The organism is Curtobacterium sp. MCLR17_042, assembly GCF_003234695.1.
Taxonomy (GTDB): domain Bacteria; phylum Actinomycetota; class Actinomycetes; order Actinomycetales; family Microbacteriaceae; genus Curtobacterium; species Curtobacterium flaccumfaciens.
On sequence record NZ_QKTD01000001.1, the window covers coordinates 53,823 to 76,078 of the forward strand.

Consider the following 22,256-nt stretch of genomic DNA (forward strand, 5'->3'; position numbering starts at 1 on the left):
CGGTGACTGCAGCTGCTCTCCGCCTCTTCACGTCCGAGTCGGTGACCGAGGGGCACCCCGACAAGATCTGCGACCAGATCTCGGACAGCATCCTCGACGCACTGCTGGCGGTCGACCCGAACGCGCGCGTCGCCGTCGAGACGATGGTGACCACCGGGCTCGTGCACGTCGCCGGCGAGGTCACGACCTCCGGCTACGTCGAGATCCCCAAGCTCGTCCGTGACGTCATCACCGGCATCGGCTACAACTCGTCGGACGTCTCGTTCGACGGTGCCACGTGCGGTGTCGAGGTCTCGATCGGCGCCCAGTCGCCCGACATCGCGCAGGGTGTGGACGAGTCGCTCGACTCCCGCACCGGTGCGGTCGACCCGCTCGACCGTCAGGGTGCCGGCGACCAGGGCATCATGTTCGGCTTCGCGACGAACGAGACCCCCGAGTACATGCCGGTCGCGATCTGGCTGGCGCACCGTCTGGCCGAGCGCCTCGCCGCGGTCCGCAAGTCGGGCGAGCTGTCGTTCCTGCGCCCGGACGGCAAGACCCAGGTCACCATCGGGTACGACGGCGTCGTGCCGAAGACCGTCGAGACCGTCGTGCTCTCCACGCAGCACTCGCCGAGCGTCACGCTCGACGAGCTCACCGCGGCGATCACCGAGCACGTGATCCGTCCGGTCCTCGACCTGGTCGACCTCGACTCGTCGCACGTCGACGTCATCGTGAACCCGACCGGTCGCTTCGAGATCGGTGGCCCCCAGGGTGACGCCGGGCTCACCGGCCGCAAGGTGATCGTCGACACCTACGGCGGGGCCTCCCGTCACGGTGGCGGCGCGTTCAGCGGCAAGGACCCGTCGAAGGTCGACCGTTCGGCTGCGTACGCGCTGCGCTGGGTCGCAAAGAACGCGGTCGCCGCGGGGCTCGCCGACCGGCTCGAGGTGCAGGTCGCGTACGCGATCGGCCGTGCGAAGCCCGTCGGGCTCTACGTGGAGACCTTCGGCACCGGACACGTCGACGACGCCACGATCGAAGCTGCCATCCGCCAGGTCTTCGACCTGCGTCCGGCCGCGATCATCCGCGACCTCGACCTGCTCCGACCGATCTACGCGCAGACCGCGACCTACGGCCACTTCGGCCGCGAGCTCCCCGGGTTCACGTGGGAGCAGCTCGACCGTGTCGAGGAACTCCGCGCCGCCGCAGGACTCGTCGCCGCGACCGTCTGAAGCACCGCGTGACCACCGTCGCGCGCGTCGTCCTCGACTCGCCGCTCCCGCAGTTGGACCGTCTGTTCGACTACCGGGTGCCGGCCGAGCTCGAGGACGACTGCGTCGCGGGGGTCCGCGTCAAGGTGCCGCTGCGCACCGGGGCACGGATGTCCGACGGCTACGTGGTCGAGATCGTCACCGAGGGTGAGTACCCCGGTGAGCTCAGCCAGATCGAGGCCGTGCTGTCCCCGGTGCCCGTGCTGGCGCCGGAGATCTGGACCCTCGCGCGCGCCGTCGCCGACCGCGCCGCGGGTGTCGCCTCCGACGTCCTGCGCCTGGCCGTGCCACCGCGGCAGGTGCGCGCCGAGAAGGCCTGGCTCGCCCGGGACACCGCGTGGTCGCCGCCGCCGGTGACCGCCCCGCCCGTCACCGGCTACGCCGACGGCGTCCTGGAGGCCGTGGTGACGGAGCACGGGCGCGCCGCGGTCGCCGCCGTGCCCCAGCCCGTGGCGGTGGGTGACGCGGACGCACCGGTCTGGGTGCCGGGATGGGCCGCGACGCTCGCCCAGGCTGCGGCGCACGCCCTGGTGGCCGAGCAGTCCGCGGTGATCGCCGTGCCGGACTTCCGCGACGTCATCGACCTCGAGCGCGCCCTGCTCGCCGTGCTGCCGCCGGAACGGGTGGTGCGGTTCGACGCCAAGCAGACGAACGGGCAGCGCGCGAAGGCACTCCTGCAGGCCCGCACGCACCCGGTGGTCGCGATCGGCAACCGCACGGCGATGTACGCGCCGGCGACCGAGCTCGGGCTGATCGCGATGTGGGACGACGGCGACGCCTCGTTCATCGAGCAGCGGGCGCCCTACGTGCACACGCGTGACGTGGCCCTGGTGCGGGCCGCCCAGTCCGGTGCCGCGCTCCTGTTCGTGTCGCACGCGCGCAGTACCGACGTGCAGCGCCTGGTGGAGCTGCACTGGCTGCAGGACGTCGTGCCCTACCGCGTGAAGACGCCGAAGGTCATCCCCACCGTGCAGCAGACCGGGGCCGAGGGGTTCGCCGCGCAGGCGCGCATCCCGAGTTCCGCCTGGCGTGCCGCGCGCGAGGCCAGCCAGCACGGTGCCGTCCTGGTGCAGGTCGCGAGCCCGGGCTTCGGTACGGGGCTGGTCTGCGCCGAGTGCGGCGAACGCGCGCACTGCCGGGTCTGCGGGGGGCCGCTCGGCAGCCCGCACCGCGGCGCCACGCCCCAGTGCCGCTTCTGCGGCGCGCTGGCCGTCGGCTTCCGCTGCCCGACGTGCGGCAACGGCACCGTCAAGCCGGTCGGCCAGGGGGCGCAGCGCACCGCGGAGGAGCTCGGGCGAGCGTTCCCCGGCACCCGGATCATCGTCGCGGATGGATCCCGTCCGCTCGACGAGGTTCCCGCCAAGCCATCGGTCGTCGTCGCCACCCGTGGGGCCGAGCCGTCGGTGCCGGGGGGCTACGCCTGCGTGCTGCTGCTGGACGGCGAGAAGATGCTCGCCCGCGAGGGCCTGCGTGTGCAGGAGGACGTCCTGCGCTTCTGGACGAACGCGGCGGCGAAGTCGGCCCCCGGTGCCGAGGTGTACCTGGTCGGGATCGGTGGGCGGCTTGCGTCGGCGATGGCCCTGTGGCGACTCGACGGTCCCGCGCACGACGAGCTCACCGACCGCCGCGAACTCCACTTCCCGCCGGCGGTGCGGGTGGCGACGATGACCGGCACCGACGAGGCCGTCAGCGCTGCGGTCGAGGCCCTCGGCGACGCTGTCGTCGGTCCGGTGCTCGGCCCGGTCCCGGTCGAGGACGACACCTTGCCGGGGACGGTCCGGGCGATCGTGCGGTTCCCGTACGCGCACGGGGCCGAGGTCGCCGCGACACTCAAGGCCGAGGTGATCCGGCGCTCGTCGACCCGGCGGGTGCTCAAGGGCGGCAACCGACGACGGGCCGCTCCGACGCTGCGGGTGCGGTTGGACGACGCGGAACCGTTCTCCGAGGTCTGACGCCGCCTAGCCCCGGGTGGGCCCCATCCGCTGCACGACGCAGAACGACACCGTCGACGTCGTGCGACGTCGGCGGTGTCGTTCGGGGTCTGCCGCCGGGTGGCGCCAGGCAGGTGCTGGCCGGTCAGGCGTTGGCGGGCCGACGACGCTCGCGCGGCAGCACGACGCCGAGGGCGACCATGCCGATGGCGAGGACGAGGTGCAGCCAGTTGTCGGCGTTGTTCAGCGGGACGAAGTTCGCACCCGAGCTGTGGCCGGCGGTGAACAGGCCGTAGATCCACAGCACGAAGTAGACGATCCCGCCGATCACCAGGTACATCCGCGAGCCGGAGGCGCGGTTGGCGGCGAGCAGTCCGACGACGCCGAACAGCAGGTGCACGATGTTGTGCAGCACGGACACCTGGAAGATGCCGAGCAGCATGCCCATCGACTCGTGTCCGGCCCCGGCCAGGTCGCCGGTCGTGATACCGGGGATGAACCCGGCGATCCCGACGAGCAGGAACACGATGCCGACCACGAGGGCGGCCTTCTGGACGGACGAACCGGCGTAGCGGTTGGTGGAAGTGGTGACGTCGCTCATGGTGGTTCCTTTCCTGATGTGCCCCAGACCGTACGCAGCCGATGCTCTGCTGTCCCCAAGGCGAGCCGGAACGCGCACCGTGGCGCTGTCGACCGGGCACGGCGCAGTGGCTCGCGCGTGGGAGGATCGAACCCATGCGTCTCGTCGTCGCCGGCAGCCCCGCTGCGGCCGTCCCCACCCTCCGCCGTCTGGCGGCGTCCGACCACGAGATCGTCGCGGTGCTCACGCGGCCGGCCACCCCGCAGGGCCGCAAGCGTGTCCTCACCCCGACCCCGGTGGCCGTCGTGGCCGCGGAGCTCGGACTGCCGGTCATCGAGGCCTCGCGCGTCGACGACGCGGTCTCCGCCCGGATCGCGGACCTCGATGTAGACCTCGGCGTGATCGTCGCCTACGGCGCACTGCTCCGCCGCCCGGCCCTCGACGCCCCGCGGCACGGGTGGATCAACCTGCACTTCTCCGACCTGCCGGCGTACCGCGGTGCGGCTCCCGTGCAGCGTGCGGTGATGGCTGGCGACACCCAGACCGCCGCCACGGTCTTCCAGCTGGTCGAGTCGCTCGACGCCGGCCCGGTCTACGCCGCCCTGCCCTTCGAGATCGACCCCGAAGCGACCTCGGGTGAGGTCCTCGCGGCGATGGCCGAGGTCGGCGCCGACGTGGTGGCGGACGTCGTGGACGCCATCGCCGCCGGCTCCGCCGTCGCGACCGAGCAGTCCGGCGAGCCCACGGTCGCCCCGAAGCTCACGATCGACGACGGCCGCACCGACTTCGCCGCGCCCGCCGCCGCCGTGCACGCGCGGCTGCGCGGGGTCACGCCCGAGCCCGGCGCGTACGCCCACCTGGGCGAGACCCGCGTGAAGCTGCTCCGCAGCACGATCGAGCCTGGAGGCACGCAGGACCCCGCCCCGTCGCTCGCGCCCGGTGCGCTCGCACTCCACGGCGGTCGGCTGCTGGTCGGGACCGCCGACACCCCGCTGGTGCTGCTCGAGGTGCAGCCGGCGGGCAAGAAGGCGATGGACGCCGCCGCCTGGGCCCGTGGCCTCGGCGAACTGGACGGGAAGGTCCTCGCATGAGCCCCCAGACGAAGCCCCAGGGTGCCCGCCGCGGCCCGCGTCCGGCGAGTGCCCGCCGCGTGGCGTTCGACGTGCTCCGCGCCGTGCAGGTCGACGACGCCTACGCGAACCTGCTGCTGCCGACGCGCATCCGCCGCGCCGGGCTCACCGCCCGCGACGCCGGGTTCGCGACCGAGCTCACCTACGGGTCGATCCGGATGCTCGGCCGCTACGACGTGATCATCGCGCTGGCATCCGGTCGCCGGGCCGAGAACATCGAGGCGGACGTCCTCGACGTGATGCGTCTCGGTGCGCACCAGCTGCTCGCCATGCGCACGCCGACGCACGCCGCCGTCGACGCCACGGTCGAGCTCGCCCGCGAGGTCGGTGCCCGCCGCGCCACCGGGTTCGTGAACGCCGTGATGCGCAAGATCGCCGCCCGCACCGACCAGGAGTGGGACGCCCTGATCACCGAGGGCCGTGCCGGGGACGCCCTGCTCGCCACCCGCTGGTCGCACCCGGTCTGGGTCGTCTCGGCGCTCCGCGACGCCCTGGCCGCCGAACGCTCCCGCGACGAGCTCGCCGCCCTGCTCGCCGCCGACAACGCCGCACCCCGGGTGCAGCTCGCGGCCCTGCCCGGACTCGCCACCGACGAGGACATCGCCACCGCGACCGCCCGCACCGCCCCGGACGACGACACCGACGCCGCGTTCGCCGACGCGACCGGTGCGGACGACGTGCCCGCGGCCCTGGTGCCCGTCGACGACGAACCGGAGGCCGACGGCGCGACCGGCACCGTGCCTCCCGTCCGGGCCGACGAGCCCGTCGTGCAGGCGGACGCCGCGCCGGTGTCGCCCGTCGGCATCCGCGGCATCAGCGGCGACCCGGCGCGCGTGCCGGGCGTCGCCGCCGGACGCCTGCGTGTGCAGGACGAAGGGTCGCAGCTCGCCGCGCTGGCGCTGAGCCGCTCGTCGGACGTGCGTGCGGGGGAGCGGTGGCTCGACATGTGTGCCGGGCCCGGCGGCAAGGCCGCACTGCTCGCCGCCGAGGCGCAGCAGGGCGGGGCGACCCTGGTCGCCAACGAACTCGTGCCCGCGCGCGCCGGCCTCGTGCGGAACGCGCTCGGTGTGTTCGGCGACCACGTGCGGGTCGTCGAGGGTGACGCCCGTCGGTACGGACGCGACGGCACCGGGATGACCTTCGACCGCATCCTGCTCGACGCCCCGTGCACCGGGCTCGGCGCGTTGCGTCGCCGACCGGAGGCACGCTGGCGGAAGCTCCCCGAGGACGTCGAGGAGCTCGCTGCCCTGCAGACCGAACTGCTCGACGCCGCCGTCCGGGTCCTGGCGCCGGGCGGGACCCTGGCGTACGTGACCTGCTCGCCGCACCTGGCCGAGACCCGCGGGCAGGTCGACGCGCTGATGGGGCGGCACGGCGACCGGCTCGAGCATCTCGACACCGCCACGATCGTCCGGGGTGTCGCCGCACGTGACCCCGAGATCGCGGACGGTGCCACCGCGCAGCTGTGGCCGCACCGCATCGGGACGGACGCGATGTTCATCGCGCTGTTCCGTCGCGTCGACTGACCACCCCGCCGACCGGGATCGGGCTCAGCGCGACCGTCGGTAGGCACTGCCGTCGCACGTGTGCACGGCCGTGTCGTCGAACAAGGTGCGCAGGTTGTACGCGGCGCAGTCCCGGAAGGTACCGATGCTGATCCACCGCGCCGAGCGGCGCAGCTCGCCCTTGGATGGGCCGTCCGAACCGATGCCGGCGCGGTGGACCGTCCAGGCGATGTCCTGCGCCTCGGCGTCGAGGTAGCGCATCACCGACTCGTTGTCCGCGTGCTGTCCGATGTACTCCCGCGCGAGCGTCGACCGGACGAGGCGGAGCACGGGCGCGAGCCGCTTGCCGGGAGGCGCACTCAGCCCACCGGCCTGGTAGAGCAGCCGCCGGGTGCCGCTCCGGCGCATGGCCGGCACGAGCGTGCGGACGAACGCGGTGTTGACCGGTCGCTCGCGCTGCGCGGCGACGTCCCCGAGCATCACGACCACGCCCGTCACACCCTCGAGCAGCGCGTCGAGGTCGAGGCCGTCGGTGACCGAGCCCTGCACGACCTGCAGGTCGTCGTGCTGGACCGCCAGCTTCGACGGTGTCCGGACGACGGCGCGGACACGGTGTCCGGCATCGAGTGCGAGCCGGGTGAAGTGCTGGCCGGTCTGTCCGGTCGCGCCGAACACGAGCAGGTGCTGTCGAGGTGTCATCCACCCAATCTAGGCAGTGACTAGAAAATAGGCAATGCCTAGTACCGCGATAGGCTCTCCCCATGCCGGAGCGTCCCTTCCACCACGGGAACCTGCGGGCCGTGCTGCTCGACGAGGCCGTCCAGGTCCTGCGCGAGGACGGCGTCGACGGGTTGTCCCTCCGTGACCTGGCGCGGCGCGCCGGGGTCAGCCACGGTGCGCCGCGGAGCCACTTCGTCGACCGCCAGGCACTCCTCGACGCCCTCGCCGTGCTCGGTTTCGAGCGACTGACCACCGCGGTGCGCCGGGCCCTCTCCGGCTCGGGCGACCTCGACGACCGGTTCCGTCGGGTCGCCATGGCGTACGTCGACTTCGCCATCGACGACGCGGCGCTCATGGACCTCATGTTCCAGGCGTCGACGGCCGGCCGGTCCGGCCCCGTGCAGACCGCCGCCGAATCGCTGTTCGCCGTGCTCGACGGCGCGCTCGGAGCGTCCGCGCCGGAGCCCGGCGAGGACGCCCGGACCACCTTCAAGCTCCTGTTCGCCGCGACCATGCAGGGGATCGCGGGCCTCGTCGTGTCGCGCCGGATCGACCGCCCGCAGGGCGAGCGGCTGGTCGAAGCAGCACTCGGGACGATGCTCCGGTCCGACCTCGGCACGCGCGCCCTCGGCGACGGCTGACCCCGCCCCCGGACGGCGCCGCGCGCACCCGGGCAGCGCAGCCAGGCAGGCGCACGCCGGTAGGCTTGCCCGGTGACGATCCGCATCTCGCCGAGCATCCTGTCCGCCGACTTCGCGAACCTCGAGCGTGAACTCCAGCGCATCGAGACCGCCGACCTGGTGCACGTCGACGTGATGGACAACCACTTCGTGCCGAACCTGACGCTCGGGCTACCGATCGTGCAGCGCCTGCAGCAGGTGTCGCCGGTGCCGCTCGACGTGCACCTGATGATCACCGATGCCGACCGCAACGCGCCGAAGTACGCCGAGACCGGTGCATCGAGCGTCACGTTCCACTTCGAGGCAGCCGACGACCCCGTGGCGACCGCAGCCGCGATCCGGTCAAACGGTGCCCGCGCGGCCGTCGCTGTGAAGCCCGGCACCCCGATCACGCAGGTACTGCACCACCTCGACGCCTACGACATGATCCTGCTGATGACCGTCGAGCCCGGGTTCGGCGGCCAGTCCTTCATGCCGTCCGTGATGCCGAAGCTCGCCGACGCCCGCGCCGCCGTCGATGCCTCCGGGCTCGACGTGTGGCTCGAGGTGGACGGCGGGATCGCCGTGGACACCGTGCCCGAGGCCGTGCGGAGCGGTGCTGACACGCTGGTCGCGGGCTCCGCGGTGTACGGCGGCGAACCCGCCGCGCGCATCGCCGACCTGCGCGAGGCCGCCGCTCGGGCACGCTCGTGACCGGGGGAACGCCGGACGGTACCGGCGTGAGCGAGGCGACCACCGCCTCCCGTCCGGACGGTGCGTCGGCAGCGTCAGCGGAGACCGGTAGCCTGGACCCCGTGAAGACGTTCGACGACCTGTTCCAGGAGCTCACCGAGAAGGCGCGCACGCGCCCCGAGGGCTCCGGCACCGTCGCCGAACTGGACGCCGGCGTGCACCAGATCGGCAAGAAGATCGTGGAGGAAGCCGCCGAGGTCTGGATGGCGGCCGAGTACGAGGGCGACGAGCGCACCTCGGAGGAGATCTCGCAGCTGATCTACCACCTCCAGGTCCTCATGGTCGCCAAGGGGCTCACCCCGGCGGACGTCTGGCGACATCTGTAGGAAGCGCCGCCCGGCGCACCGACGACCGCCGACGACCCCACAGAAAGCAGACCCACTGATGCTCCGCATCGCCGTGCCCAACAAGGGCTCCCTGTCCGAGACCGCGTCCGACATGCTGCGTGAGGCCGGGTACGCCGGTCGCCGTGACCCGAAGGCGCTGCACCTGCTCGACGAGCGCAACGGCGTCGAGTTCTTCTTCCTCCGCCCGCGGGACATCGCCACGTACGTGGGGTCCGGCGCACTCGACGTCGGCATCACCGGCCGTGACCTGCTGCTCGACTCCGGGTCCGAGGCGCACGAGGTCGACGCGCTCGGCTTCGCCGACTCCACCTTCCGGTTCGCCGGCACCCCGGGTCGGTTCGCTTCGCTGAAGGACCTCGACGGCGTCCGTGTCGCCACGAGCTACCCCGGCCTGGTCGGGGCCTTCCTCGCCGAGCACGGGGTCAGCTCCACGCTCGTGAAGCTCGACGGCGCGGTCGAGAGCGCCGTGCGGCTCGGGGTCGCCGACGCCGTGGCCGACGTCGTGTCGACGGGCAGCACGCTCCGGCAGGCGGGCCTCGAGATCTTCGGCCCGGTGATCCTCGAGTCGACCGCGGTGCTCGTCTCCACCGACGAGACCATCCCGGGCATCGACGTGCTCCGCCGACGCCTGCAGGGCGTCCTCGTCGCCCGTGGCTACGTGATGCTCGACTACGACGTCCCCACGGCCCTGCTCGAGCAGGCGACCGCGGTGGCGTCCGGCATCGAGTCACCCACGGTGTCGCCGCTGCACGACCGTGACTGGGCCGCGGTCCGCGTGATGATCCCGCGCGACGACGCGAACCTCATCATGGACGCGCTCTACGACCTCGGCGCCCGGGCGATCCTCGTCAGCCCGATCCACGCCGCACGCCTGTGACCCCCGGTGGCGTGTCGGTCCGGGTCATCCCGTGCCTCGACGTCAAGGGCGGCCGCGTCGTCAAGGGCGTCAACTTCCTCGACCTGCAGGACGCCGGTGACCCCGTCGAGCTCGCGGCTCGGTACTACGAGCAGGGTGCCGACGAGCTGACCTTCCTGGACGTCGGCGCCACGGTCGAGAACCGGTCGACGATGTACGACACCGTGACCCGGACGGCCGAGCAGGTCTTCATCCCGCTCACCGTCGGCGGCGGGGTGCGCAGCGTCGACGACGTCTCGCGGCTGCAGCAGTGCGGCGCGGACAAGATCGGCGTGAACAGCGCAGCGATCGCCCGGCACGAGCTCATCGGCGAGATCGCCGACCGGTTCGGTGCCCAGGCCGTCGTGCTGTCGCTCGACGTCAAGCGGTCCGACCGGATGCCCTCGGGCTTCGTGGTCACCACCCACGGCGGGCGGACCGAGTCCGACCTCGACGCCATCGCGTGGGCACGCGAGGCCGTCGAGCGCGGCGCGGGGGAGCTGCTCGTCAACTCCATCGACGCCGACGGCACGAAGAACGGGTTCGACCTCGAACTCGTGGCCGCGGTGCGCGCCGTCTCGTCGGTCCCGGTGATCGCCTCGGGAGGCGCGGGTCGCGTCGAGCACTTCGCCCCGGCCGTCGACGCGGGTGCGGATGCAGTCCTCGCCGCCAGCGTCTTCCACCGTGGCGAGATGACCGTGGGGGACGTCAAGGCCGCGCTCCGCGCGACCGGTCACGCCGTCCGCTGATCCGCCGCCGTAGGCTAGGAGCCTCATGACCGACAGCACCAGCACCGACACCGAGGCGGTCCTCGACCGCGCACACTTCGGTGCGGACGGCCTGCTCCCCGCCATCGTGCAGGAGGAATCGTCGAAGGACGTCCTCATGCTCGGCTACATGGACCGGGAAGCCCTCCGCCGCACCCTCACCGAAGGCCGCGTGACCTTCTGGTCGCGGTCGCGGAACGAGTACTGGCGGAAGGGCGACACATCGGGACACGCCCAGTACGTCCGTGGTGCCGCGCTGGACTGCGACGACGACACGCTCCTCGTCACGGTGCAGCAGGTCGGGGCGGCGTGCCACACCGGTGCGCACCGGTGCTTCGACGTCGACCCGCTCGCGCCCGTGACCATGTCCGCCCCGGCGGACACGGCCGTGGAGCCGACCCGATGACCACCGCGACGATCTCCGAGACCCCGCACACGACCTCCCGACCGGAGTTCGACGGCCTGCTCGGCGACCACCGAGTCCTGCCGGTCGTCCGCGCGCTGTACGGCGACAGCGAGACGCCGGTCGGCGTCTACCGCAAGCTCGCCGACGGCCGCCCCGGGTCCTTCCTGCTCGAGTCCGCCGGCCAGGGTGGCCTGTGGTCGCGCTGGTCGTTCGTCGGCGTGCGGAGCTTCGGCGTCCTCACCCAGGACGGCGACCGCGCGGCCTGGATCGACACCGGGATCGACGCCGAGCGCGCCGTCGGGTCGCTCCACGGCGCCCCGCTCGAGGTCCTGGCGCGGTTGCACGAGCGCTGGGCGACGCCCCGCGTGCCCGGCTCGCCGCCGCTCGTCGGCGGCACCGTCGGGTTCATCGGGTGGGAGGCCGTGCGCCAACTCGAGCACCTGCCGAACGTTCCGCCGGCTGACTTCGACGTCCCCGGACAGGCGCTGTCCTTCGTCTCCGAACTCGCCGCGCTCGACCACCGCACCGGTCTCGTGCTGCTCGTCGCGAGCGTGCTGAACGACGGCACCGACGACGCGGACACCCTCTGGGCGGACGCGCAGCAGCGACTCGACCGCATGCAGGGCGACCTGGTGCAGCCGAGCGTCGCGACCGTGGCCGAGGCGTTCGAGATCGCCGAGCCGACCCCGACCCACCGCACGAGCCCGGCCGACTACATGGCGGCCGTCGAGCGCTCGAAGGACTTCATCCGCGACGGTGACGTGTTCCAGGTCGTCATCTCGCAGCGGTTCGACCACGAGGTCACGGCCGACCCGCTCGACGTCTACCGGGTGCTCCGGACGCTGAACCCGAGCCCGTACATGTACTTCCTCGCCCTCGCGGACACCGCCGACGAGCGGTTCTGGATCGTCGGCGCATCGCCGGAGGCGCTGGTGAAGGTGCAGGGCGACCGCGCCATCACGCACCCGATCGCCGGGTCCCGCCCGCGCGGTGCGACCCCGGAAGCGGACGTCCACCTCGGCGAGGACCTGCTCGGCGACCCGAAGGAGCGCGCCGAGCACCTGATGCTCGTCGACCTCGCGCGCAACGACCTGCAGAAGGTGTGCGAGCCCGGCACCGTCAGCGTCACCGAGTTCATGACCGTCGAGCGGTTCAGCCACATCATGCACCTGGTGTCGAGCGTCGAGGGGCGGGTGCGTCCCGACGCCTCGGCGATCGACGTGTTCCGCGCGACGTTCCCGGCAGGCACGCTCTCGGGCGCGCCGAAACCGCGTGCGCTGCAGATCATCGACGAGCTCGAACCGGCGAAGCGCGGTGCGTACGCCGGTGTCGTCGGCTACTTCGACTTCGCCGGTGACGCCGACCTGGCGATCGCGATCCGCACCGCCCTGATCAAGGACGGCGTGGCTCGCGTGCAGGCCGGGGCCGGACTCGTGGCGGACTCCGACCCGGAGACCGAGCACGTCGAGGCGGTCAACAAGGCCGCGGCTCCGCTGCGTGCCGTCGCCACGGCCAACCGGATGCGCGAGGTCCGCTCGTGAAGCGCTCGCGTCCGATCGTCGTCGTCGCCGGGCTGCTGGTCGCCGGCGTCATCATGCTCGCCTGGACCCAGACCTGGTTCACCGTCCGCCTGCACGCGGGTGCCGCCGTCACCTCGACGGTCTCGGCCGACGGGGCGGCGGTCGTGCCCCAGTACACCGCGCTGGCGATCGCCAGCCTCGCGCTCTTCCTGGCGATGACCATCGCGGGACGGGTGCTGCGCGTCGTGCTCGCCGCCGTCGAGATCCTGCTCGGCCTCGGCGTGGTCGTCAGCGGCATCACCGCCCTCGGCGACCCGATCGCCGCCGCACGCGGTGCCGTCGGCGAGGTCGCCGGGGTCAGTGACCTCGGTGCCGTCCGCGGTGTCGTGTCGAGCGTCTCCGTGAGCCCGTGGCCCGCCGTCGGGATCGCGGGTGGCGTGCTCGCCGTGCTGCTCGGCGTGGTCGTCATCGTCGTCCAGCGCGCCTGGCCCGGCCCGAGCCGGAAGTACGGTGCCGCCACCGCCGGAGCCGCCGCAGCAGCACGTGCAGCAGCACCCGTCCAGCGCGACGCGGTCGTCGACTGGGACGACCTGAGCGCGGGCGTTGACCCGACCACCGCCGACGGCGCGGGCGCGGGGGCGCCGAGTGACGACACGGTAGGATCGACAGGGCGTCGCTCGACCGACGACGCCGGAGCAGAACGAGGAGCACCGTGAGCAACACTGAGCCCGCAGAACTCGGCGAAGGCCACTCGCCGGCCGCCTGGACCGCCGTCGTGATCATGCTGATCGGATTCGCGGCAGGCACGCTGTTCTTCTGGTTCGACCAGCCGTGGGGCGTCTGGGCCTCCGCTGGCGTCGTCCTCATCGGCCTCATCGTCGGTGGCGTGATGAAGAAGGCCGGCTACGGCGTCGACGGTCCGAAGTTCGTCCCCAAGCACCACGGCGAGTAGGGGTCTCCCGATGCCGAACGTGCTCGAGACCCTCATCGCGGGCGCGCTCGAGGACGCCGCCGCCCGTCGTGTCGACCGTCCGTACTCGGACGTCGAACGCGACCTCGACCGGGTGGCGTCGCCGCTCGACGCCCTCGCGTTCCTCAGCCCGGGTGACCGGGTGAAGATCATCGCCGAGGTCAAGCGCGCCAGCCCGTCCCGCGGGTCGATGGCCGCGATCGCCGACCCGGCCGCCCTCGCCGCCGACTACGAGCGTGGCGGGGCCTCGACGATCAGCGTCCTGACCGAGGGCCGCAAGTTCCTCGGCAGCCTCGCCGACCTCGAAGCCGTGAAGGCCCGCGTCGGGGTGCCCGTGCTGCGCAAGGACTTCATCGCCGACCCGTACCAGGTGATCGAGGCCCGGGCGTCCGGTGCCGACGTCGTGCTGCTCATCGTGGCGGCGCTCGAGCAGGCCCGTCTTGTCGAGCTGCACACCCTGGCCGAAGAACTCGGCATGCGCGTGCTGGTCGAGGCGCACTCCGGTGACGAGGTCACGCGTGGCCTCGACGCCGGTGCCCGCATCCTCGGCGTCAACGCGCGGGACCTCACCGACTTCTCGCTCAACCGCGACCTGTTCGGGTCGCTCGCCGACCGCATCCCCGACGGGGTCGTGCGCGTCGCCGAGTCCGCGGTCTCCGGTCCGGCCGACGTCGCCCACTACCGTGCAGCGGGTGCCGACGTCGTGCTGGTCGGCGAAGCGCTCGTGACGGGGGACGACCCCGCCGCGACCCTGGCGTCGTTCGTCGACGCCGCCGACCGGGCCTGACCGGCTCCGCCCACGTATCGAGGCCGCCGACCGCGGCCGCACGTTCCACCCGTCCGACGCGGCCGACCAGCCGCGTCGGACTCGTCCCGGGAGACACATCGTGACCTCACTCCGCGACCTGCACGGCCCCTACTTCGGTGACTTCGGGGGACGCTTCGTCCCCGAGTCCCTCGTCCTCGCGCTCGACGAGCTCGAGGCCGCCTTCCGCCAGGCCTGGGCGGACCCGGCGTTCCGCGCGGAGCTCGACGAGCTGCAGCGCGACTACACCGGGCGCCCCTCGATCATCACCGAGGTGCCGCGGTTCGCGAAGCACGCCGGCGGTGCCCGGGTCATCCTGAAGCGTGAGGACCTGAACCACACCGGGTCCCACAAGATCAACAACGTCCTCGGCCAGGCCCTCGTCGCCCGTCGGCTCGGCAAGACCCGCCTGATCGCCGAGACCGGTGCCGGCCAGCACGGCGTCGCCACCGCGACCGCCGCAGCCCTGTTCGGCATGGAGTGCGTCGTCTACATGGGCGCCGTGGACACCGAGCGACAGGCCCTCAACGTGGCCCGGATGCGCCTGCTCGGTGCCGAGGTGATCCCGGTCGAGACCGGTTCGCGCACCCTGAAGGACGCCATCAACGACGCCCTGCGCGACTGGGTCGCCAACGTCGAGTCGACGCACTACCTGCTCGGCACGGTCGCCGGTCCGCACCCGTTCCCCGAGATGGTGCGCGAGTTCCACAAGGTCATCGGCGAGGAAGCGCGCCAGCAGGTCCTCGACCGCGTCGGTCGTCTGCCGGACGCCGTCGCGGCGTGCGTCGGCGGCGGCTCGAACGCGATGGGCATCTTCGAGGCGTTCCTCGACGACGAGTCCGTCGCACTGCACGGTTTCGAGGCCGGCGGCGACGGCGTCGAGACCGGCCGGCACGCGGCGAGCATCACGCTCGGTCGCGAGGGCGTCCTGCAGGGCGCGAAGTCGTACCTGATGCAGGACGAGGACGGCCAGACGATCGAGAGCCACAGCATCTCCGCCGGACTCGACTACCCGAGCGTCGGACCGGAGCACGCGTACCTGGCGTCGATCGGCCGCGCGAAGTACCAGCCGATCACCGACACCGAGGCCATGGAGGCGTTCCGCCTGCTGAGCCAGACCGAGGGCATCATCCCGGCGATCGAGTCGTCCCACGCCCTCGCCGGTGCGATGAAGCTCGGCAAGGAGCTCGGCCCCGAGGGCGTCGTGCTCGTGAACCTGTCCGGCCGCGGTGACAAGGACGTCGCGTCCGCCAGTCGCTACTTCGGCATCCTCGACGAGAACGCGGTGCAGCTGTGACCACGAACAAGACCGTCGCCCAGACGATCGACGCCGCCAACGCCGAGCGCGCCGGAGCCGTCGTCGGCTACCTGCCCGCCGGGTACCCGAACCTGCAGACCAGCGTCGACGCCGCCGTCGCCCTCGCCGAGAACGGGGTGGACGTCATCGAGTTCGGTCTGCCGTACTCCGACCCCGTGATGGACGGGCCCGTGATCCAGCGGGCAGCCGAGGAGAGCCTGGCGAACGGCTTCCGGGTCGCACAGGTCTTCGACGCCGTGCAGCAGATCACTGAACGGGCCGACGTGCCGGTCCTCGTCATGACCTACTGGAACCCGGTGCTGCGCTACGGCGTGGACCGCTTCGCCGACGACCTCGTCGCCGCCGGTGCCGCCGGCCTCATCACGCCCGACCTCATCCCCGACGAGGCCTCCGCGTGGACCGAGGCCTCCGAGCGGACCGGGCTCGACCGGGTCTTCCTCGCCGCACCGTCCTCGTCGGACGAGCGCATGCGCCAGGCGGTCGAGGCCAGCCGTGGGTTCGTGTACGCCGTCTCGACGATGGGTGTGACCGGTGCCCGGGTCGGGGTCGACGTCGCCGCACGCACGGTGGTGTCGCGCCTGCGTGACGCCGGGGTCGAGCGCACCTGCGTCGGTCTCGGGATCTCGACGGCCGAGCAGGTCGGTGAGGTGCTCGAGTACGCCGACGGTGCCATCGTCGGGTCCGCGTTCGTCCGTGCGCTGGCCGACCTCGGTGTGCAGGGTGTGGCCGACCGTGCCGCCGACCTCGCCACCGGCGCCCGGCGCCGCTAGTCCAGTTCCTGTCCGGCCCGCGAGCCGCGCTACAGTGAGCGAGGCCGACGCCACGTCGACCGCGCCCCGTCAGTTCCGAAAGGCGACAGCACCTCCATGCCCCTCCTGAGCATCCCGAGCCCGAGCACCGCCTGGCAGTACTTCGACCTGACCGCCTGGCTGCGCGACGCGTTCGGCTGGTCGCTGCCCCTCGACTTCCGCATCCACGCGTACGCGATCTGCATCCTGATCGGGATCGTGGCCGCGGTCGTCCTGGCGAACCGCCGACTCAACGCCCGCGGCGTCGAGCGCTGGATCATCATCGACATCGCGATCTGGGCCGTGCCCGCCGGCATCATCGGCGGTCGTCTCTTCCACGTGTTCACCCACGTGTCCGACTACTTCGGCCCCGGCATCGACCCGCTGTCCTTCCTGTACATCTGGGAGGGCGGGCTCGCCATCTTCGGTGCGCTCATCCTCGGGTCGGTCGGCGCGTGGATCGGCTGCCGTCAGGTGGGCCTCCGGTTCACGTCGTTCATCGACGCCGTCGTGCCGGGCGTCCTGCTCGCACAGGCCTTCGGTCGCCTGGGCAACTACTTCAACCAGGAGCTCTTCGGCATGCCGACGAGCCTGCCCTGGGGCCTCGAGATCGACTCCAGCAACGCCGCGTTCCCGAAGGGCCTGCCCGAGGGCACGCTGTTCCACCCGACGTTCCTGTACGAGATCATCTGGAACGTCCTCGGCGTCGTCGTCATCCTCTTCCTGGCGCGCAAGTTCACGCTGCAGTGGGGCAAGGTCCTCGGCCTCTACCTGATCTGGTACGGCGCCGGACGCTCGGTGCTCGAGTCCATCCGCGTCGACACGAGCGAGACCTTCTTCGGCGTCCGCACCAACGTGTGGGTGGCCCTCGCCGCGGTCGTGATCGGCATCCTGATCTTCGTGGTGCAGAGCCGCCGGCACACCGGCAAGGAGCCGAGCCCGTACCTGCCGGGTCGCGGGCCCCGTCCGACCTCCGTTGTAGACTCCGAGGACACCTTCTCGGAGCACGATGACGACGCAGCAGACGGCGTCACGAGCGACGAACCGGTCACGACCACTCGCTGATCCCGTGGTGGGAGCACCCGCTCCCGACGACCACCGGTCGCGTGCAGCACAACCAGCAGCAGCAGCACCAGACGGTCTCCGCCACAAGCGGGGCCCAGCAACCTCGCCGGCCGGCAGGGCAACTCACTGACGGCGGGCACGGGCACCAGTCCCGCCCGCTCGGGCGGAACGCACCACCGGGCCACCGCTGTCCCTGTTCCACTTCCTCGTGAGGACGGTTCCCCATGGCGCTCCAGCCAACCCAGCCCTCGGCACCGACGAGCCTCGTGCCGCCGCACCGCCGCTTCTCCGCGATCCCGGACGCCACGGGCATGTACGACCCGGCGAACGAGAAGGACGCCTGCGGTCTCGCGATGGTCGCGACCCTGCGCGGCACGCCCGGGCACGACATCGTCGACGCGGCCCTCGGTGCGCTCCGGAACCTCGAGCACCGCGGTGCCGTGGGGTCCGACGCGGGCACCGGTGACGGCGCGGGCATCCTGTGCCAGGTGCCCGATGAGTTCCTGCGCGCCGTCGTGCCGTTCGAGCTGCCGGCAGCGGGGGAGTACGCCGTCGGCACCGCCTACCTGCCCCTGGACGACGACGCCCGCCACGCGGTGAAGGGCGCCGTCGAGCGGCTCGCCCGCGAAGAGGGCCTGAAGGTCCTCGGGTGGCGCGAGGTCCCGGTGCGTCCGGAGGTCCTCGGCACGCTGGCCCGTGCCGCGATGCCGGCGTTCGAGCAGCTCTTCGTCGCCTCCATCCGGCACGACGTGCACGGTGCCTCGTGGAGCGGCATCGCGCTGGACCGTCAGGCCTTCCGCCTCCGCAAGCGCGCCGAGCACGACAACGACCTGTACTTCATGTCGCTGTCGAGCCGCACCATGGTCTACAAGGGCATGGTCACGACGCTGCAGCTCGAGCCGTTCTACCCGGACCTCAGCGACGAGCGCTTCGCGTCGAAGCTCGCGATCGTGCACTCGCGCTACTCCACCAACACGTTCCCGTCGTGGCCGCTCGCGCAGCCGTTCCGGACGATCGCCCACAACGGCGAGATCAACACGGTGCGCGGCAACCGCAACTGGATGCGCGCCCGCCAGTCGCAGCTCGAGAGCGAACTGCTCGGCGACATGGCCCCGCTGCTGCCCATCGTGAGCCCGGGGGCGAGTGACTCGGCCTCGTTCGACGAGGTCCTCGAGCTGCTGACCCTGACCGGCCGGACCCTGCCGCACGCCGTGTCGATGATGGTTCCAGAGGCGTGGGAGAACCAGGTCGGGATGGACCCGGACCTCCGCGCGTTCTACGAGTACCACTCGATGCTCATGGAGCCGTGGGACGGCCCCGCCGCGATCACCTTCACCGACGGCTCGCTCGTCGGCGCCACCCTCGACCGCAACGGCCTGCGCCCCGGACGCTTCCTGGTCACCGACGACGGCCTCATCGTGATGGGCTCCGAGACCGGGGTCATCGACGTGCCGGCCGCCAAGGTCGTGCGCAAGGGTCGCCTGCGTCCGGGCCGGATGTTCCTGGTGGACACCGAGGCCGGCCGCATCATCGAGGACGACGAGGTCAAGCGCGAGCTCGCCGCCTCGGGGCCCTGGGGCGACTGGCTCGAAGCCGGACGCATCAACCTCAACGACCTGCCGGAGCGCGAGCACATCGTGCACACCCCGGCGTCGGTCACCCGTCGTCAGCGTGCGTTCGGGTACACCGAGGAAGAAGTCCGGATCCTGCTGCGCCCGATGGCGGCAGCGGGTGCCGAACCCCTCGGCGCGATGGGCTCGGACACCCCGATCGCCGTGCTGTCGGAGCGTCCGCGACTGCTCTTCGACTACTTCACGCAGCAGTTCGCGCAGGTGACCAACCCGCCGCTCGACTCGATCCGCGAGCAGGTCATCACCTCGATGGGGATGGGACTCGGTCCGGAGCGCAACCTGCTCTCCGCCGGTCCCGAGCACGCGAAGCAGATCACGCTCGACTTCCCGGTGATCGACAACGACCAGCTCGCCAAGGTCCAGCACTTCGAGACCGAGTCGGGTCGCCACCTGACCGTCACGATCAAGGGCCTGTACCGCGTCGACGCCGGCAAGAAGGCGATGCAGAAGCGCATCGCCGCCGTGTGCGACGAGGTCGACGCCGCGATCGAGTCCGGCAAGCAGTTCATCGTGCTGTCCGACCGCGACGGCAACTCCGAGCAGGCACCGGTGCCGAGCCTCCTGCTCCTCGCCGCGGTCCACCACCACCTGATCCGCACCGAGCAGCGCATGAAGGTCGGGCTGATCGTCGAAGCCGGCGACGTGCGCGAGGTCCACCACGTGGCCACCCTCATCGGGTACGGCGCCTCGGCGATCAACCCGTACCTGGCGATGGAGACCTGCGAGAACCTGGTCCGGGCCGGCATGATCCCCGGGATCACCCCGGAGCAGGCGGTCAAGAACGTCATCAAGGCGCTCGGCAAGGGCGTGCTGAAGATCATGTCGAAGATGGGCATCTCCACGGTGTCCAGCTACGCCGGTGCGCAGGCGTTCGAGGCCGTCGGGCTCAGCCAGGAGTTCGTCGACAAGTACTTCACGGGCACCTCGTCGATCCTGGGTGGCGTCGACATCGACGTCATCGCCAAGGAGAACGCCGAGCGGCACGCCCAGGCGTACCCGCAGGACGGCGCGGTGCTCTCGCACGAGCGACTGCAGATCGGTGGCGAGTACCAGTGGCGCCGGCAGGGTCCGCCGCACCTGTTCAACCCGGACACGGTGTTCCGCCTGCAGCACGCCACCCGTGCCCGCCGGTACGACATCTTCCGCGAGTACTCGAGTGCCGTGGACGACCAGTCCGAGCAGCTCATGACGCTCCGCGGGCTCTTCCGGTTCAAGCAGGGTGCTCGGAAGCCCATCGCGCTCGACGAGGTCGAGTCGATCGAGTCGATCGTCAAGCGGTTCAACACCGGTGCGATGTCCTACGGGTCCATCTCGAAGGAGGCCCACGAGACGCTCGCCATCGCGATGAACCGACTCGGTGGCCGTTCGAACACGGGTGAGGGCGGCGAGGACGTCGACCGGCTGCTCGACCCCGAGCGCCGCAGCGCGATCAAGCAGGTCGCCTCCGGCCGGTTCGGCGTGACGAGCATGTACCTGACGCACGCCACCGACATCCAGCTCAAGATGGCGCAGGGCGCGAAGCCCGGCGAGGGCGGGCAGCTGCCCCCGGCGAAGGTCTACCCCTGGGTGGCCCGGACGCGGCACGCCACCGCGGGCGTCGGCCTCATCTCGCCGCCGCCGCACCACGACATCTACTCCATCGAGGACCTCAAGCAGCTGATCTTCGACGTCAAGCGCGCCAACCCGGCCGCCCGCGTCCACGTGAAGCTCGTGAGCCAGTCCGGCATCGGTGCGGTCGCGGCCGGCGTGACGAAGGCCCTGGCCGACGTCGTGCTCGTGTCCGGCCACGACGGCGGCACCGGCGCGAGTCCGCTGAACTCGCTCAAGCACGCCGGCACCCCGTGGGAGATCGGCCTGGCCGAGACCCAGCAGACGCTCATGCTGAACGGCATGCGCGACCGGGTCGTCGTGCAGGTGGACGGACAGATGAAGACCGGACGCGACGTGGTCGTGGCTGCGTTGCTCGGGGCCGAAGAGTACGGCTTCGCGACCGCGCCGCTCGTGGTCGAGGGCTGCATCCTGATGCGCGTCTGCCACCTGGACACCTGCCCGGTCGGCGTCGCCACGCAGAACCCCGAGCTCCGCAAGCGGTTCTCCGGCAAGCCCGAGTTCGTCGTGAACTTCTTCGAGTTCATCGCGCAAGAGGTCCGCGAGCTCCTCGCCGAGCTCGGCTTCCGCAGCCTCGACGAGGCGATCGGGCAGACCGACGCGCTCGACGTCGACCGTGCCGTCGAGCACTGGAAGGCCTCCGGGCTCGACCTCGCGCCCGTGCTCAAGGGACCGCACTTCGACGACGCCGAACCGCGCCGCCACCACCGCGAGCAGGACCACGAGCTGGACCAGCACTTCGACGTGCAGCTCATCCAGCAGACCGCGGACGTGCTCGACCACGGCGGTTCGATCGCGCTCGACCTGCCCATCCGCAACACCGAGCGCGCCGTCGGCACCATGCTCGGCCACCAGGTGACCTTGCGACACGGCGAGCACGGCCTGCCGAACGGTTCGATCGACGTGACGCTGCGCGGTTCCGCCGGCCAGTCGCTCGGTGCGTTCCTGCCGGCGGGCATCACGCTGCGGCTCATCGGCGACAGCAACGACTACGTCGGCAAGGGGCTCTCCGGCGGCCAGATCGTCGTCCGGCCCGACGCCGGCTCGGGCTTCGACCCGGCCGAGAACGTCATCGCCGGCAACGTCATCGGGTACGGCGCCACCCAGGGCAGCATGTTCATCCGCGGCATCGTGGGCGAGCGGTTCCTGGTGCGGAACTCCGGTGCCACGGCCGTCGTCGAGGGCGTGGGCGACCACGCGCTCGAGTACATGACGGGCGGGCTCGCGCTCATCCTGGGCGAGACCGGCCGGAACCTCGGTGCCGGCATGTCCGGTGGGACGGCGTACGTCCGCGGCCTGCGCCAGGAACACGTGAACACCGACGCCCTGGCGTCCGGCGAACTCCGGCTCGAGGCGCTCGACAGCGCCGACGTCGAGATCGTCACCGACCTGCTCACCCGGCACGCCGACGAGACGGGGTCGACGCTCGCGTCCGACCTGCTGGCGTCCGGAGACCTGAGCGACTTCGTCAAGGTGCTGCCGCGCGACTACGCGGCGGTGCTCGAGACGCGCAGACAAGCCGTCGACGAGGGGCTCGACCCCGACGGTGACATCGTTTGGAACAGGATCATGGAGGTGACCGGTGGCTGAGCGTCACGCACGTCC

Annotated in this window: 20 protein-coding genes; 18 read left to right on the plus strand and 2 right to left on the minus strand. The window is 71.7% G+C overall.

Going from position 1 to position 22,256, the window contains the following annotated elements; genetic code table 11:
* The first annotated feature begins 2 nt into the window (after positions 1–2).
* Positions 3–1,214, plus strand: coding sequence for a methionine adenosyltransferase (gene metK, locus DEJ02_RS00240; protein ID WP_111031603.1), 1,212 nt, complete (start codon positions 3–5; stop codon positions 1,212–1,214).
* 8 nt (positions 1,215–1,222) lie between these two features.
* Complete coding sequence (locus tag DEJ02_RS00245; protein ID WP_111031604.1) at positions 1,223–3,205, plus strand: primosomal protein N'; 1,983 nt, start codon at positions 1,223–1,225, stop codon at positions 3,203–3,205.
* 124 nt (positions 3,206–3,329) lie between these two features.
* On the opposite strand, the gene DEJ02_RS00250 is transcribed toward DEJ02_RS00245, so the two are convergent.
* Complete coding sequence (locus DEJ02_RS00250; RefSeq protein WP_111031605.1) at positions 3,330–3,785, minus strand: DUF4383 domain-containing protein; 456 nt, start codon at positions 3,783–3,785, stop codon at positions 3,330–3,332.
* 134 nt (positions 3,786–3,919) lie between these two features.
* Between DEJ02_RS00250 and fmt the strand changes: the two genes are divergently transcribed.
* Together fmt and DEJ02_RS00260 are read left to right on the plus strand one after the other, a co-directional pair.
* Positions 3,920–4,855, plus strand: coding sequence for a methionyl-tRNA formyltransferase (gene fmt / locus DEJ02_RS00255; RefSeq protein WP_111031606.1), 936 nt, complete (start codon positions 3,920–3,922; stop codon positions 4,853–4,855).
* Complete coding sequence (locus DEJ02_RS00260) at positions 4,852–6,420, plus strand: RsmB/NOP family class I SAM-dependent RNA methyltransferase (protein WP_258378635.1); 1,569 nt, start codon at positions 4,852–4,854, stop codon at positions 6,418–6,420. The genes fmt and DEJ02_RS00260 overlap by 4 nt, the downstream gene beginning before the upstream one ends.
* Positions 6,421–6,444: 24 nt before the next feature.
* Here the strand turns inward: DEJ02_RS00260 and DEJ02_RS00265 are convergent, their stop codons facing one another.
* Positions 6,445–7,098 carry an NAD(P)-dependent oxidoreductase gene (locus DEJ02_RS00265; protein WP_027465731.1) on the minus strand — a complete coding sequence of 218 codons (654 nt, stop codon included), beginning with the start codon at positions 7,096–7,098 and terminating at the stop codon, positions 6,445–6,447.
* Positions 7,099–7,160: 62 nt separating this feature from the next.
* On the opposite strand from DEJ02_RS00265, the gene DEJ02_RS00270 reads away from it, so the two are divergent.
* From DEJ02_RS00270 to gltB, 14 genes are all read left to right on the plus strand, one after another.
* A complete protein-coding gene (locus DEJ02_RS00270) occupies positions 7,161–7,760 on the plus strand; it encodes a TetR/AcrR family transcriptional regulator (RefSeq protein WP_071403723.1) in 600 nt (199 codons plus the stop codon).
* A gap of 72 nt (positions 7,761–7,832) precedes the next feature.
* A complete protein-coding gene (rpe, locus tag DEJ02_RS00275) occupies positions 7,833–8,492 on the plus strand; it encodes a ribulose-phosphate 3-epimerase (protein ID WP_110864565.1) in 660 nt (219 codons plus the stop codon).
* A 101-nt stretch (positions 8,493–8,593) separates the two neighbouring features.
* Positions 8,594–8,857, plus strand: a complete 264-nt coding sequence (locus DEJ02_RS00280) for a phosphoribosyl-ATP diphosphatase (protein WP_027465728.1) — start codon at positions 8,594–8,596, stop codon at positions 8,855–8,857.
* 58 nt (positions 8,858–8,915) lie between these two features.
* Positions 8,916–9,755 carry an ATP phosphoribosyltransferase gene (gene hisG, locus DEJ02_RS00285; protein WP_111031607.1) on the plus strand — a complete coding sequence of 280 codons (840 nt, stop codon included), beginning with the start codon at positions 8,916–8,918 and terminating at the stop codon, positions 9,753–9,755.
* A gap of 11 nt (positions 9,756–9,766) precedes the next feature.
* A complete protein-coding gene (hisF, locus tag DEJ02_RS00290) occupies positions 9,767–10,522 on the plus strand; it encodes an imidazole glycerol phosphate synthase subunit HisF (RefSeq protein ID WP_258367000.1) in 756 nt (251 codons plus the stop codon).
* Between the two features lie 25 nt (positions 10,523–10,547).
* Positions 10,548–10,946 carry a phosphoribosyl-AMP cyclohydrolase gene (gene hisI / locus DEJ02_RS00295; RefSeq protein WP_110864563.1) on the plus strand — a complete coding sequence of 133 codons (399 nt, stop codon included), beginning with the start codon at positions 10,548–10,550 and terminating at the stop codon, positions 10,944–10,946.
* On the plus strand, positions 10,943–12,487 hold the full coding sequence (locus DEJ02_RS00300; protein WP_111031609.1) for an anthranilate synthase component I: 1,545 nt from the start codon (positions 10,943–10,945) through the stop codon (positions 12,485–12,487). Before hisI ends, DEJ02_RS00300 begins: the two co-directional genes overlap by 4 nt.
* Complete coding sequence (locus tag DEJ02_RS00305; RefSeq protein WP_111031610.1) at positions 12,484–13,182, plus strand: Trp biosynthesis-associated membrane protein; 699 nt, start codon at positions 12,484–12,486, stop codon at positions 13,180–13,182. The genes DEJ02_RS00300 and DEJ02_RS00305 overlap by 4 nt, the downstream gene beginning before the upstream one ends.
* On the plus strand, positions 13,179–13,418 hold the full coding sequence (locus DEJ02_RS00310) for an HGxxPAAW family protein (RefSeq protein WP_017887200.1): 240 nt from the start codon (positions 13,179–13,181) through the stop codon (positions 13,416–13,418). The genes DEJ02_RS00305 and DEJ02_RS00310 overlap by 4 nt, the downstream gene beginning before the upstream one ends.
* Positions 13,419–13,437: 19 nt before the next feature.
* Positions 13,438–14,223: an indole-3-glycerol phosphate synthase TrpC gene (trpC, locus tag DEJ02_RS00315; RefSeq protein WP_111031852.1), complete on the plus strand. Its 786-nt coding sequence runs from the start codon at positions 13,438–13,440 to the stop codon at positions 14,221–14,223.
* 100 nt (positions 14,224–14,323) lie between these two features.
* On the plus strand, positions 14,324–15,538 hold the full coding sequence (gene trpB, locus DEJ02_RS00320; protein WP_071244754.1) for a tryptophan synthase subunit beta: 1,215 nt from the start codon (positions 14,324–14,326) through the stop codon (positions 15,536–15,538).
* Positions 15,535–16,329, plus strand: a complete 795-nt coding sequence (gene trpA / locus DEJ02_RS00325) for a tryptophan synthase subunit alpha (protein WP_071403730.1) — start codon at positions 15,535–15,537, stop codon at positions 16,327–16,329. The genes trpB and trpA overlap by 4 nt, the downstream gene beginning before the upstream one ends.
* A 96-nt stretch (positions 16,330–16,425) precedes the next feature.
* Entirely contained in the window at positions 16,426–17,412 is a 987-nt protein-coding gene (gene lgt / locus DEJ02_RS00330) for a prolipoprotein diacylglyceryl transferase (RefSeq protein ID WP_071244753.1), read from the plus strand.
* 224 nt (positions 17,413–17,636) lie between these two features.
* Entirely contained in the window at positions 17,637–22,241 is a 4,605-nt protein-coding gene (gltB, locus tag DEJ02_RS00335; protein ID WP_372500256.1) for a glutamate synthase large subunit, read from the plus strand.
* Positions 22,242–22,256: the final 15 nt, after the last annotated feature.